The sequence below is a fragment of the Paenibacillus sp. RS8 genome (genome assembly GCF_041956825.1).
Classification (GTDB): Bacteria; Bacillota; Bacilli; order Paenibacillales; family Paenibacillaceae; genus Paenibacillus_AQ.
Genome location: NZ_CP168131.1, coordinates 1,645,760 through 1,660,226, shown reverse-complemented (window position 1 = coordinate 1,660,226; position 14,467 = coordinate 1,645,760). Strand labels below are relative to the sequence as shown.

11 protein-coding genes are annotated in these 14,467 nt (G+C 45.8%); 4 read left to right on the top strand and 7 right to left on the bottom strand.

All coding sequences use genetic code 11. From position 1 onward, the window contains the following. Positions 1-159: 159 nt before the first annotated feature. The 3 genes from ACDZ28_RS08700 to rpoE all read right to left on the bottom strand — a co-directional run bounded on the left by ACDZ28_RS08700 (position 160) and on the right by rpoE (position 3,401). Positions 160-546 carry a response regulator gene (locus ACDZ28_RS08700; RefSeq protein ID WP_042123230.1) on the bottom strand — a complete coding sequence of 129 codons (387 nt, stop codon included), beginning with the start codon at positions 544-546 and terminating at the stop codon, positions 160-162. Positions 547-918: 372 nt separating this feature from the next. After that, positions 919-2,526 (bottom strand): CTP synthase, encoded by a 1,608-nt coding sequence (locus tag ACDZ28_RS08695; RefSeq protein WP_042123227.1) that lies wholly within the window; start codon positions 2,524-2,526, stop codon positions 919-921. Between the two features lie 326 nt (positions 2,527-2,852). Beyond that, a complete protein-coding gene (rpoE, locus tag ACDZ28_RS08690) occupies positions 2,853-3,401 on the bottom strand; it encodes a DNA-directed RNA polymerase subunit delta (protein ID WP_042123225.1) in 549 nt (182 codons plus the stop codon). Positions 3,402-3,849: 448 nt separating this feature from the next. Here rpoE and ACDZ28_RS08685 point away from each other — a divergent pair, with 448 nt between their 5' ends. Then, positions 3,850-5,019, top strand: coding sequence for a S8 family peptidase (locus ACDZ28_RS08685; protein ID WP_375105322.1), 1,170 nt, complete (start codon positions 3,850-3,852; stop codon positions 5,017-5,019). 127 nt (positions 5,020-5,146) lie between these two features. On the opposite strand, the gene argS is transcribed toward ACDZ28_RS08685, so the two are convergent. From argS to ACDZ28_RS08670, 3 genes are all read right to left on the bottom strand, one after another. Continuing rightward, entirely contained in the window at positions 5,147-6,832 is a 1,686-nt protein-coding gene (gene argS, locus ACDZ28_RS08680; protein ID WP_042123222.1) for an arginine--tRNA ligase, read from the bottom strand. Then, positions 6,829-7,272, bottom strand: coding sequence for a DUF1934 domain-containing protein (locus ACDZ28_RS08675; RefSeq protein WP_042123221.1), 444 nt, complete (start codon positions 7,270-7,272; stop codon positions 6,829-6,831). The genes argS and ACDZ28_RS08675 overlap by 4 nt, the downstream gene beginning before the upstream one ends. Before the next feature lie 334 nt (positions 7,273-7,606). Further along, positions 7,607-8,791 carry a hypothetical protein gene (locus ACDZ28_RS08670; protein WP_375104450.1) on the bottom strand — a complete coding sequence of 395 codons (1,185 nt, stop codon included), beginning with the start codon at positions 8,789-8,791 and terminating at the stop codon, positions 7,607-7,609. Positions 8,792-9,015: 224 nt separating this feature from the next. Here ACDZ28_RS08670 and ACDZ28_RS08665 point away from each other — a divergent pair, with 224 nt between their 5' ends. Both ACDZ28_RS08665 and ACDZ28_RS08660 read left to right on the top strand, forming a co-directional pair. Beyond that, positions 9,016-11,076, top strand: coding sequence for a transglycosylase domain-containing protein (locus ACDZ28_RS08665; RefSeq protein ID WP_375104449.1), 2,061 nt, complete (start codon positions 9,016-9,018; stop codon positions 11,074-11,076). Positions 11,077-11,279: 203 nt separating this feature from the next. Further along, positions 11,280-11,753: an AbrB/MazE/SpoVT family DNA-binding domain-containing protein gene (locus ACDZ28_RS08660; protein WP_042123219.1), complete on the top strand. Its 474-nt coding sequence runs from the start codon at positions 11,280-11,282 to the stop codon at positions 11,751-11,753. Between the two features lie 97 nt (positions 11,754-11,850). On the opposite strand, the gene ACDZ28_RS08655 is transcribed toward ACDZ28_RS08660, so the two are convergent. Beyond that, positions 11,851-12,357 carry a YwhD family protein gene (locus ACDZ28_RS08655; protein WP_042123218.1) on the bottom strand — a complete coding sequence of 169 codons (507 nt, stop codon included), beginning with the start codon at positions 12,355-12,357 and terminating at the stop codon, positions 11,851-11,853. A 103-nt stretch (positions 12,358-12,460) separates the two neighbouring features. Between ACDZ28_RS08655 and ACDZ28_RS08650 the strand changes: the two genes are divergently transcribed. Next, positions 12,461-14,467, top strand: coding sequence for a M1 family metallopeptidase (locus ACDZ28_RS08650; protein ID WP_375104448.1), 2,007 nt, complete (start codon positions 12,461-12,463; stop codon positions 14,465-14,467).

Here is a 14,467-nt window from a genome sequence, read left to right as displayed (position 1 = left end):
CACATACAGGCTTATTATAACACATCCTGAGTCAAATACTAAATAGGATAAACAAAAAAATGTCCCGGTGGGACGATTTTTATCCAGCCCGTATAGCAATTAGACTCAACCTGGTTATAATCACCATAACCAAATAGGATCAATACAGGAAATGTCACTTTAACTGCATTGATCTACTGACTTATTATGAAGATGCATATTGACCGCTACCCGCATTTCGTCTATGTCAAATGGCTTTGTAAAATGCATCAATGCGCCTAGCTTGGTAGCCTCCTTAATCATGTCCAGTTCTCCGTAAGCCGTCATCATAATGACCTTAATGGACGGATTCAGCTCTTTCAGATGCTTCAAAATCTCGAGTCCATCCATTCCCGGTATTTTCATATCGAGCAGAACCAAGTCAGGAGACTCGCTGCGAACAATGTCTAAGGCCAGTTTTCCGTTAGCTGCTTGAAATGTCGTATATCCTTCGCTATTAAATACTTCCATAAGAAGAATCCGAATCCCATTCTGATCATCGACAATTAACACTTTCTTTTTTTCCATATAACACCCTCCCAGAGATTAAGCCAGATTGACTATACCGCGCTCTCCACAGCTAACGGCCCCTTCAGAAATTAACTCCATACGAAACCTATTATTCGTGCTTCAATGCCCAAATCCTTCTAATTGGATAAAATGGGTAAATAAAGAGCCTGAATTGCAGTGATGTTATTTTCGGAACTCTCCAAAATGGGTAAACAAGCATAAATGCCTTCGGCGTCCTTATAAGGATAGTAAGCGTTTAAGCGAGAAATATTGGACATAAAAGATCGGTGAACAACTTATACATTCTAATAATTAAAAAAAGAGCCTCCAATAGGAGGCTCTTCAGATTTAATTAAAAACTCGCACGTAAGTTACGATTATGTTTACAACCTATTGCTGTTCGGAATGAGTTAAAGAAGCTTTGACAAATTCACGGAACAATGGTTGTGGACGGTTCGGACGTGAAGTGAATTCCGGATGGAATTGAACCGACAAGAACCATGGATGTCCAGGAAGTTCTACAATTTCGACCAAACGACCATCTGGTGAGGTTCCGGAAATAACCAGACCTGCTTTTTCAATCTCATCACGGTACGTGTTATTGAACTCATACCGGTGACGGTGACGCTCGTATACCAGTTCATCATCGTAGCAAGACATTGCCAGGGAACCCTCAGCAATCTTACAAGGATACAAACCAAGACGCATAGTACCGCCCATATCTTCAATATCCTTTTGCTCAGGAAGCAAATCGATCAGTGGATACGGTGTGTTCGGATCGATTTCGGAGCTATTCGCACCTTTTAGACCTAGAACAGAACGGCCATATTCGATTACGGAAACTTGCATACCTAGGCAAATTCCGAAGAAAGGTATCAATTTCTCACGGGCATAACGAATCGCGGAGATTTTGCCTTCAATTCCCCGATCACCGAAACCACCAGGAACTAGAATACCGCCAACACCGCGCAGCATTTCGTCCACGTTCTCATCTGTGATTTCTTCTGCATTGACCCAGCGAAGTTTAACTTCTGCATTGGAAGCAAAACCTGCGTGTGAAAGTGACTCAACAACACTCAAATAAGCGTCATGCAAAGCTACATACTTACCAACAATCGCAATTTCCACTGTTTTCTCTAGCTTCTGAATCCGCTCAAGCATACTTTCCCATTCACGCATATCTGGCGCAGGTGTTGTAAGCTTCAGATGGTTAACAACAATCTCGTCCAATCCTTCATCACGAAGATTCAATGGAACTTCATACAATGTTGAAGCATCGCGGCATTCCACGACAGCATTAGCATCAATATCGCAAAAGAGTGCGATCTTTGCTTTCATATCTGCGGAAAGTTCATATTCCGTACGGCACACGATGACATTCGGTTGAATACCGATACTGCGCAGCTCTTTTACACTGTGTTGTGTCGGTTTTGTCTTCACTTCTCCAGCAGCCTTGATATAAGGGATCAAGGTTACGTGGATATACATCACATTTTCCCGTCCGATATCACTCTTGATTTGACGAATGGCTTCTAGGAACGGAAGACTTTCAATATCACCTACGGTTCCACCAATCTCTGTGATTACAACATCAGAGTTGGTCTCGCGGCCTGCGCGGAACACGCGTTCTTTGATCTCATTCGTAATGTGTGGGATAACTTGTACAGTTCCGCCCAAATACTCTCCACGACGTTCCTTGCTGATTACGGATGAATAGATCTTGCCTGTCGTTACATTGCTGTTCTTTGACAGATTAATATCAATAAACCGTTCATAGTGTCCAAGGTCAAGGTCAGTCTCCGCACCGTCATCTGTTACGAATACTTCACCGTGCTGATAAGGACTCATTGTTCCAGGGTCTACGTTAAGATACGGATCAAATTTCTGAATCGTTACCTTTAGACCTCTGTTTTTGAGCAGCCTGCCCAGCGAAGCGGCTGTAATGCCCTTGCCCAGGGAAGACACAACGCCACCCGTTACAAAAATATACTTTGTCACTGTAAAACCCTCCTAAATAAAGTCCAGACATAAAAGCGGCGCATGGTGTTTATCGTAACCCGTTTTACTATCATCAAAACAGGGGAAATCAAAAGTTTAATACACCGGGGAAAACATAAGGCGTCGTCCCGCGAATTACATAAAACTACAGCTACTTTGCATCTAAAAAAACAAAAAAGTGACACCCGTAGAACCGGGGCACTTTTTATTTTAAAAAACGCGTTTATTAACTTACATGATAAGCCCATGCAATAGTTTACTCTGACGATCCCCCACTGTCAAGGGAGGAATTATACCATCAGCGAGACTCTTTGAAATTATTTATCTTACTCGTCAGCTTCGGCATCCTCATCTGAGTCATCTTCTGCATCGTCTTCATCTGTGTCATCTTCGTCTATGTCATCTTCATCGATCACGACATCTTCGTCGACTTCTTCTTCGCTGTCGTCGTCGGAATAGAGGTCGTCGCGATCTTCGTCGATAGCGTCAAAATCCTCTTCTTCTGCAGCGTAGTTTTCTTCTTCTTCAGCAAAGTCGTCGTCTTCCAAATCGTCGTCTTCATCGTTGATGATACGTACGCGTTTGGTGTTACCAACCGGATCATCAGAACGCTCTAGAGGATACCAGCGTTTCAATCCCCAAAGGTTGGTTCCAACACAGGCAAAACGCCCATCAATGTTAATCTCGGTATATAACTGGGCAATAGTATCTTGGCTTTGTTGATCGGTCATGCCGCGCAGCTTGGCTACCTCGACCATCAGATCACGGTAATAATAGGGTGTATTGGCGGCCTTAAGGACTAGAAAAGCCAAATCCACCATCGGCATTTCTTTAACTTTCTCAGGGTCTAGCTTTAAATTGAGTGGCGTACTCACTAAAGGACACTTCCTCTCACGCATTGTTCACATTACGGTTTATTTCAATAATATCCATTAACAAAACTAAGTAAAACCTATTTGACAACAAATTGCAAGTCAAAAGCGGTATCAGCTAACAGAAAGAGCCCTCCAGCACTTATCCGTAGCAGAAACCTGTCTCTATCTTGAAGAATAATAAATCTAAAACATATGTACCCATACTCCCTTTTATTATTAAAAAAGGCGGAGGAAACCCTCCGCGCATGACTGTATCCACGCCAAGGATCGGCTCCTTACGTGATGTTACAAAGAGAGTGTTAATCTCTTCTGTCTATTTTATGTAAAGCGCCGTCTTTTGACACGATGGGCAGCCCATTTCGTTAAAAAAGGGCAAGTTCCCATTCGGACCCCCTCTTCCACTCATACAATATGGCAGCAGGGCACCGAGGAGGGGACAGCAAATCCTATGGACTATCACAAATTTTGGCACATGCTTCTTGAAGAAATATCGGTTGCCCCCAACAATGGTGAGCGGCGTATTCTTACCTTCAATGATCCCCGCCAGTATGCCGGAGCATTTACACAATGGAAGGCTCTGAAAGCGAAGCAGCCTGAGCTGCGGCAAGTGCAGGTATCTCCGCTGATTCGGGCCTTCTTTGTGCCTGCTGCCGGAGCTGGAAAACTAATAAGCCGATTTGCAGACCTTCTAAATGTTGAAGAAGATCTACAAATACAAATCCATTCTATAGCTAACGAAAAGAGCGGAACCGCCACACTCCCATGGGGAGTGAAAGCCATTCATGCCCCTCAGGCATGGTCTAAATCAACTGGAGTTCACGTTAAAATCGGCGTAATCGACACAGGTGCTGATTACCGCCATCCCGATCTGAAGCATTCATTAGCCTCTGGGGTCAACTTACTACACCGCGGGATGTTGCCGCTAGATGATAATGGACACGGGACTCACATCGCCGGCACGCTTGCCGCGGCAGGCGGAACACGCGGGATGATGGGCGTAGCTCCACGAGCGTTGCTATATCCAGTCAAGGCCTTTGATCATAGCGGCTCCGCCTATGTGTCGGACATAGTACTGGGCATTGATTGGTGTGTGCAGAACAGAATCGATATCATCAATATGAGCTTCGGAATGAAAACTAGAAGCAAAGCACTTCATAATGTGGTTATAAAAGCGTACCGAGCCGGAATCGCTATCATTGCCTCCTCCGGGAATGATGGCAAGCGTGGCGGAGACTACCCCGCACGTTATCCTGAGACGATTGCCGTGGGTGCCATCGATAAAAGACATCGTGTTGCCGGCTTCAGCAACCGCGGTTCTTACATCGATGTATACGGCCCCGGCGAAGGCGTGCCCTCCTGTTGGCTGAAGGAGGGCTACAAAGAGATGAGCGGCACCTCCATGGCGACCTCGCATGTTACGGGAGCCGCTGCACTGCTGCTCGCGGTGCGACCGGGGCTCTCGCCAAGGGAGCTGAAGCTGCTCTTGCGGCGCACCGCATCCCCGGTGCGGCTGCGCAAGGGGCAGCGACGCGCATCCCTTGGCGGCGGCGCTGCCGATGCCCTACGCCTGCTGAAAGCAGGAGTTAGGGCCAAGCGGGCGGTCTCCGCGAACGTATAGACCCTACCCGGGCACCGGGTGGGTCACTCTGACGTGAGCGCAGCTTGTGCCGATGCGAAGAACGGCACAAAATAAAATCCGCCTCCGGGGGAACCGGAAGGCGGATTTTTTGTCGTTTGATGTTGAATTACATGCGATCCGGTGCAGAAACACCGACAAGACGCAGGACATTAGCAATGGTAGTGCGCGCAGCGCCAAGCAGGGCAAGACGGGCTACTGTTTGAGCGGCATCCTCTGTAATTACACGTTCAGCTTTATAATAACTGTGGAACATCGCAGCCAGCTCATATACATAACGGATGAGGCGATGTGGAGCATAACCTTCCGCAGCAACAGCAATTTCTGCTGGGAGCTCACCAATTTTGCGCAGCAAGTCATATTCATGCACTGCTGTCAGCTTGGAGAAGTCAATCTCAGCGTAATCAGGAATGGAGATCCCTTGCTCTTCTGCCTGACGGAAGATACTGCAGATACGTGCATGCGCATATTGAACGTAGAATACAGGGTTCTCATTAGAAGTAGAGATCGCCAAATCCATATCGAAATCGAGATGGGAATCCATGCTACGCATGGTGAAGAAATATCGAATCGCGTCGATTCCTACTTCCTCCATCAAATCTTCCATCGTAACCGCTTTGCCGGTACGCTTCGACATTTTAACCTTTTCACCATTCTGGAACAGACTGACCATCTGAGCAATCAGAACCACTAGCTTCTCAGGATCATTGCCAAGTGCTGCCATCGCTGCTTTCATCCGCGGAATATAGCCATGATGATCCGCACCCCAAATGTTAATCATTTTATCGTAACCGCGGCCATACTTATCGCTGTGATAAGCAATGTCCGGTGTAAGGTAGGTATATGTGCCATCGTTCTTAATCAGAACGCGGTCTTTATCATCGCCATACTTAGTCGTTTGCAGCCAGGTTGCCCCATCCTGCTCATATACTTCTCCACGATCACGAAGCTCGTCTAGCGAGCGTAACACTTCTCCGTTCTCGTACAGCGAAGTCTCACTGAACCAAATATCGAAGTTTACGCGGAATAGCCCCAGATCGCGTTTGATTTTATCGAGCTCTTTATTAAGTCCATAGGTCCGGAAAAAAGCTGCGCGGTCACTTGGGCTCATTTCGAGCAGTGTATCACCCTTTTCAGCCACAAGCTCTTTAGCAAATCCCTTAATGTCCTCGCCATGGTAACCGTCTTCAGGCATTTCTGCTTCTTGGCCCAGCTCCTGCAGGTAACGAGTTTCAATGGATTTACACAGGTTGACTACTTGGTTACCGGCATCATTAATATAATATTCCCTTGTCACCTGATAGCCTGCATAATCGAGTACATTGCAAAGCGCATCGCCGACAGCAGCACCACGAGCATGTCCTAAATGAAGGCTACCCGTTGGATTGGCACTGACGAATTCCATTTCAACCTTCTGACCTTGACCGATGTTAATACGGCCATAATCATCACCCTGCTCAGCAACAAGGCTGATAATTGGGTACAAATAATTCTTGGACAACGTAAAGTTAATAAAGCCTGGTCCGGCAATCTCAGCCTTTTCAATAGAAGCGCTGCTTGTATCCAAATGTTCTATAATTGCCTCAGCAATCTGGCGCGGATTACGTTTTGCGATTTTGGTCAACTGCATAGCAGCGTTCGTAGCCAAATCACCATGTGCCTTATCTCTTGGTACTTCCAGTACGATATCCGGAACCTCTTCCGGTGCAACAATTCCTGCATTCACAATTGCATCGGCAATGGCTTCTTTTACCCGTTCATTTACAAGCTCCAACGGATTCTTTCTCTGTGTCATAATTTCGGTTCCTCCTGTATATGCAAACTAATAGCAAACTTTCCTGACAATTCATCGTAAACGTACAAATCATATTCCCATTCGACCGTTAAGGAACGCCCTTCGCGAACCACGTCCAGCTTGTTCGTTTCTGTAGAAAGATTAAACTGTGTATATGGCGAACGATAAAATCCCGGTAGACGCCGTCCAGATTGAAAGCTCTGTTCCGACTGTATCCCACCGTGGCGGATTAGCTTTAGCTGATTGCCTGCAATCTTTATTGTTGTACGAACAGAAACTTCTTCTCCTCGAGGGCCCTGCTCTAACTCTTCATATTGAATATATAGATGCGGTCCTTTGGATACTACCTCTCCATTCGCTTTCATAACATTCCGTTGACCCTCTTGAAGGCTTACGAGCGTAATAGAGACGTCATATTTGTCAGACTGTAATTCGGGCATCACACGTTCCTCCATTCTGCAAGCCTCTGCATTCTGCATAAGAAAAACGTCTATCGTGAAACTTAAACATTTTTATATTTTATCAAAGGCCTATTCGCTTTCCCATTGTACACTATATCCAGTTCAAAGAAGCATTTCAATCTTTGAATCCAATAGATCTAGCTTAGCTCATAAAATTTTACCATATTGATGGATAAAAGCACACTTGGAACATGTAGTAAAACTGCACATGAGTGCACCCGGCTTCATAATCACAAAAAAACGGTCCCCTCAGGAACCGTCTAGTTAACTATAACGCTCTGTTAACTCGCTTACTACCTTTACAAATCACCGATTACAAGGACAGAATTTTTAACGAAAACCTAAGCTGCCAAGAAGCGCCACCATCTTTCGTTACATATAACGATGCATAATCGCGCTCGCGAACGGCCAGCCAGCCTTCTTTATTACTAGTGAAAGAGATTACCCCATCATACCCAGCAATCGCCGGAAGTTTGGTCCACTGCTTACCACCGTTATACGTGCGTCCTACCGCTACTTTTTCTGCTGCGTCGGAATAACCCACCAAGAAGGTCGTACTGTTCCCTATCAGCTCCAAATTTCCCGGTCTGCCAGACGCAGGCCCTTTATTTACTACAGCTTCTCCACTACCCGGAGCAGGCCCACCCCCAGCAGTTTCCTGAGCGATCACTCTATTCCAGCTTTTTCCCTTACTCGTACTTGTATATAGGGAGTATGAGGTTTGACTCATCCCTGAGCCGCCAAAGAGAACCACATCAACTTGATCTCCCTTTGAAGTGATTTGCCCATACTCTGGATCGGTAAAGGCTACCTTTAACGATAAACTCCAAGTTTTGCCACCATCTGTAGTCTTCATTACCCGGTAGCCGGTTCCAGGCACAGTTACAACGGCCCAGCCGGTATTACGATCACTGAAATAAGCACCGCGTGTATTGGATGGGGTTGAAATCTTACTCCAGCTAAGTCCCCCGTCCTTGGTGTAATACGTTGATGCCCTGTTATACCCGAAACCAATCTTACTGTCGATAAAATCGATTCTTTCAAAGCTAACCGCTTTATTCGAAAGTCTTTTCCATTCTGAGCCGCCATTAGAGGTACTGATTAAATATCGAGCTTGACCGTCTTCTACAGAAGCAAGGGCAAAACCATGCACGTTATCGGGAAAATCAATCTGTTTAAGGCTCCATTGGCCTTCATAAATCGCTTGAAAATTGCAGCCTCCATCAGAAGTGCCAATCATAAATCCATTACCTGCTGCCCGTCCGATATCTCCATTCAAAAACTGAACATCAGAAAAGGTAAGCGGTGTGGATACGTCTCCTGAATGCTTATTTTGCAGAGACTGTAGTAGCCCATGGTCTCCAGTGCCGCAAGCCGCAGGCGTGGCTGATGCCGCAGCATGTACAGAAGAAGCTGATGCACCCCAGCCTGAAGCCATTATTAACGTCGCCGAAAGGGCGGTTATTGTCGTTCTGTGAATCTTTTTCGTCCAGTTCATAGTGACACCTCCTATTGTATATATACCCTCGCTTTCAATCTCTACTCTTTTATACCTCCTGAAGCACGCATGATCCACCATTGAATAGTCACAAAATGGAAACAGTTTGTCATCTCCTATTTAAATCGCCTCTGGCAATAGTCCCTTTAACAGATCGCCTAGTTATACAATGAATATCCTTCCAGTTCCTATCCCATAATACAAGGAGAAGGGAGTCTGGTGCCATGACACGTGAATCAACAAATCCACCTAAACGAAAAAGCCGCTTCCGCCGTTTATTCCGGCTGCTGCTAGCCATGATTATATTGTTTCTACTGACCACGGGAGCTCTGCTCGGTTACCTATATCAAAAGGATCTTCCTCCCATTGGCGACGATGTGCGCTCCAAGCTACTCGACTCCAGAGGCAATATTCTTGCCACCTTTACCTCAGACGGGCGTAGCCGTGAACCGGTCAAATTAAGTCAAATTTCTCCCCTGCTTATTGAAGCCACACTAGCCGTCGAGGACCGTAAGTTTTACGAGCATTCCGGATTCGATATGAAGGGGATGGCGCGGGCCGTACTCGTCAATCTGGAAGAGGGAAATCGAACACAAGGGGCTAGTACGCTAACTCAACAGCTCGCGAGAAATCTCTATCTATCCCACGAAAAGACATGGACGCGCAAGGCCAAAGAAGCCTTGTATACGATGCAGCTTGAGATGAAATACAGCAAAGATGAAATCTTGAACATGTATTTAAATAACATCTACTATGGTCATGGTGCCTATGGCATTGAAGCAGCCTCTCAGATGTATTTTGGCAAATCTGCAGCAGATTTAGACTTAGCAGAGAGTACCATGCTAGCTGGGATTCCAAAAGGACCGACCTACTATTCGCCATACAATCATTTAGACAACGCTAAAAAACGCCAAAAAATTATTTTGACCGTCATGACTAATTTAGGAGAAATTACGCAAGAAGAAGCGGGGCAGGCAGTGCAGGAAGACTTGAACTTAAAACCACAAGGCCAGAAGGATACCACTGTGGCTGCACCTTATTTCAGAGATTATATCCGCAATCTCGCCACAGAATCTCTTCACATCAGCAGTGATGAGCTGGAACAAGGGGGACTAAATGTTTACACTACCCTTGACCCTGACATGCAGCATGCCGCAGAACAAGCAGTCGACAAAGAGATGGATCAAAAGAGTGATCTGGAGACGGCTCTTGTTTCCATTGATCCTCGAACTGGCTACATTAAAGCAATGGTCGGCGGAAAAAATTATCGTACCAACCAATACAATCATGCTCTAGCCACAACTCGTCAGCCTGGCTCGTCCTTTAAGCCGATCATGTATTTAGCAGCACTCTCTTCCAAAGAGATGACGGGTCTTTCCGTTTTCAAAAGCCAGCCAACGATGTTCCATTATGATAACAATCGCAAAACCTACCAGCCTCGGAACTTCGGGGATAAGTATCTGGGGGAAATCAACATGCGACAAGCTATTGCAGCATCCGACAATATTTATGCTGTGAATACGATCATGAAGATCGGTGCGGATAAAGTGAGCGAGATGGCAGCCAAGATGGGCATTGACAGTCCGCTTCAAAGTGTTCCCTCACTGGCACTTGGCACCTCACCAATCAGTCCGCTAGAAATGGCTGCAGCTTTTGCTGTTATAGGAAACAGTGGTCAGAAAATGCCCACCACAGCCATTCTAAAAATAACGGATTCAAAGGGTGTGGTCCTGTATGAAGCTCCACAGCCAAAGGGTGAAGCCGTTGTAGAACCTTCTGCCGCCTATGTGTTAACCCGTTTAATGGAAGGAGTGTTTGAGACTGGAGGAACTGGGAACCGTGTAGCTTCTATAATCAAACGTCCGGTAGCCGGCAAGACTGGAACTACGGATACAGACGGCTGGATGGTAGGCTTCACCCCCGAGCTATCCACTGCTGTTTGGGTTGGATATGACAAGGGGCGCGACATTACAACTACCGACGGTCGACGGGCAGCTCCAATTTTCGCGGAGTTCACTGAAAAAGCTCTGGAAAATATCCCGCCTAAGATTTTCCCCATTCCAGATGGCGTGGTTAGTGTATACATCAATCCACAGTCCGGCAAGCTAGCGACAGCAGCCTGTCCCGAAAAAGAACTAGAGACTTTCATTAGTGGAACTGAGCCCACCGAATACTGTGATCAGCACGGCAAAGGTCCCGCTGTCGATGATGCACAAAGCAAAGTAGATCCGGCTGAAGAAAATCGTTCCCTGTGGAACAATATTAAGCGCTGGTGGTTGAATTAGCCCTCTTCATTTATTGAAGAGGTTTTTCTTTTTTATAACTTATTTATTGCAGAATTGATAGGATGGGAAAATTCAGTTTTCACTTCTCCCGCAAAGGATGTAACCGCTTTATTTTATGTATTCACCCCATTCTCTTAACTCACAATTACTGCTATAATAGTTATTAGCAACCAAAATATAAAGATGTAAATGAGGGACATGGGATGAAGGATACAGGCATGATCCGGAGTTTAGACAGTCTTGGGAGAATTGTGGTTCCCGCAGAAATCCGTATGACTCGTAATATCGACATTGGTGATCCTATCGAATTTTTTATATTAAACGATAACACCATCATACTCAGGAAGTACACCTCGACAGAATGTACGTTTTGCAGAAGCCACGACCATGTCACCTACTATAAAGAGCAATTTATTTGCAGTAGCTGTCTAAAAGAAATTGCCGATCCTGAACGCATGTCTCAAGCGCCGGAGACGCGCCAAGATTTTGCTAGCGAAGTGTCAGAGCACAGCAGCACGATCCGGAAGACGAAAACAGAGGATATGTGCCAACGCCTGGAGCGGGCCATAGATGATCATCCATATGCCAATCAGAAAGAGCTTGCTGAAATCCTGGGGATCAGTCAAGCCAGAGTAAGTCAACTCAAACGCAAACTTAGTACGGGAAGCAAATCGTAAACTAAATTAATGTATAGCAAAAAAGGCTTCGACTCTCCTATTTCAGGGTGTCGAAGCCTTTTTACTGTATCCTTTAATTTTGACCGGGTGATTGTTCCTACTCGGTCAGAGCAGCCTTGAGTTCATCGGAGGATGCGGTCCACCATGCCTCATTATGAGAGATCAAGAGGGATTTTAGAGCCGCCTTTTCAACTGCGCCAAGCCCTCCCACATCGATTTTGCGTTTTAGAGCCCCATCCAGCTTATTGACATGCTCGGCGAGGATTTTCCAGCCACGACGCGCTTCCGTATCAATCCACATTTCACAAGCTGTTATTCCACCGTAGAATTGACTATCCTGAGTACGGTCCACTGCTACCCATACCACCCAAACCTGTCTTCCATTAGGTACATCTTCACGGTTCATGGAGAATTTAATACCCTTTTCAACCTTACTCTTGGCATGCATGGCACCGATATCAATGACTGCTTCACCGCCATCAATAATGACAGGCGATACGTTATTGAGCTCAATAGAGCCTGCTCCAAAGCCTTTATGTTTACTTTTGGCATTCACAATATTTAAGGCAATCTGTTTCTTGCCCTCCGGTTGTATGTTGTCCACGAGTGCACACCCTTCCTCTTACGAATAATTTAATTTTAGCTAATAATGCGGCGATTGCAAACATATACATCCCGTAGATGCTTGTCACGGGAGGAATCACAGTATGAAGTCACTGTCATTAAGGTACATTATCATCTTTGCGACCCTGGCCACCCTCGTGCTACTAGGAGGAATATGGGTCTATTCGGGGGATAACTCCACAACTTCTGTTACTAGCTTTGTTTCAAAAGAGGCCAAGTCCTCCAGTGGCACAGCTCCTGCTGCTGCACCACAGCAAAATCTTCCTGATAGCGCCCCCGTTCCGGCAGAGGAAGCATTAAGTCATCGGGTTGTCGAGTACCACATCGATGTTCAGCTTGTTCCAGATACAGAAACCTTAATCGCTTCTGAGACGGTAACCTGGACACACCCCGGTGTAAAACCTGTAAGTGATCTATATTTTCATATGTACCCAAATGCTTTTGCCTCACCAGATACTACCTTTATGAAGGAATCCGGAGGAACGCTCAGAGGTGACACCATGCCAGAGAACGGCTTCGGAAGTATGACTCTAACCGATCTGCGCACGACAGAAGGAACATCGCTAATGCAACGAGTACAATTTGTACAACCTGACGATGGTAACGTTAACGATAAGACACTCCTAAAGGTGCATCTCCCACAACCGGTTAATGGTGGAGAAAGTGTCACGCTTAAACTAAAGTACGAGGTCCAGCTTCCCAAAATATTTGCCCGTATGGGTACATCAGGGAATTTCGTGATGGCTGGGCAATGGTTCCCTAAGCTTAGTGTATACGAGCCTATGGGCACACGCGGGGTTAAGGAAGAAGGCTGGGATTTACATCAATATCACGGCACCTCTGAATTTTACAGCAATTTTGGCATCTTTAATGTAACGATTGCAGTTCCTTCTAACTATACGGTAGCTGCGACCGGATTTCCTGTAAAGAATGCCAAACTGAAACAAGATCAAAAAATATATCAGTTCTACGCTGATGATGTCCATGACTTCGCTTGGGCGGCTTCCCCTGATTTCACAGTAGCTGAAGAAGCCTTCTCTACACCAGAAGTACCTGGTGTACGGATCAAGGTCTATCTCGATCCATTGCACAAAGACTTAAAGGAACGATACCTTCAGGCCGCTAAGGCTGCCCTGACCTACTTCAGTAAATGGTATGGTCCTTATCCCTACTCCACTCTGTCTATTATCGTTCCACCTAAGGAGGGCAATGGTGCAGGAGGAATGGAGTATCCTACGCTCATTACAGCCTTTGGAGCCACGGACTCTTCACCTGATACTTCACTTGAGAGAACCGTCGTTCATGAAATTGGCCATCAATACTTCTACGGTATGGTCGCCAGCAATGAATTCGAAGAGGCTTGGTTAGACGAAAGCTTCACTTCTTACGCTGAAGACAAACTCATGGAGCAGGAATATGGTGTCAAAGCTAATCTCCCTCTGCAATCTAGCCTGGTGACCAAATCAGAGCCGCTGAACTTAGAGACATGGAAATATGACGGGGCAGAATCGTATAGCCGAAATGTATATATTCGCGGAAAGCTAGTACTTAAGGATATTGAACGCCAAGTAGGCGCTAAAGCAATGAACAGTATCATGTCTACTTACGCACGTAAATTCCGTTTCCAGCATCCCACTACATCTGATTTTCAAAAAGTCGTTGAGAAGGTAACCAAAAAATCGTGGCAGCCTTATTTCGAGGATTATGTTTATGGTGGCGGTGCTCCTGATTTCTCAGTAGATACGATTACGATTAAAAAGAATGGCAGCAGCGAGGCTCAGAGCTACGAATCCATAGTGAAAATTACAAACAAAGGGAGTCATTACGTTGACGTTCCCATTAAATTCACATTCGCTGACGGTTCTGCGGCAGAGCGGGTCTGGAACGGTGAAGGAGCAGAGACTACGTTTCAGCTGTTAAGCGATAAACTTCTCCTCTCTGCTGAGATTGATCCAGAGCATACCGTTCTTTTAGAAAACAAACATCTTAATAACTTCAGACTGGCGGAAATAGAGCCCAAAACACTCTCCCGCTGGACGTTAAGTGTAACTAAATTAGTTGAAACCGTGCTCGGAACTCTTGTCTGGTGA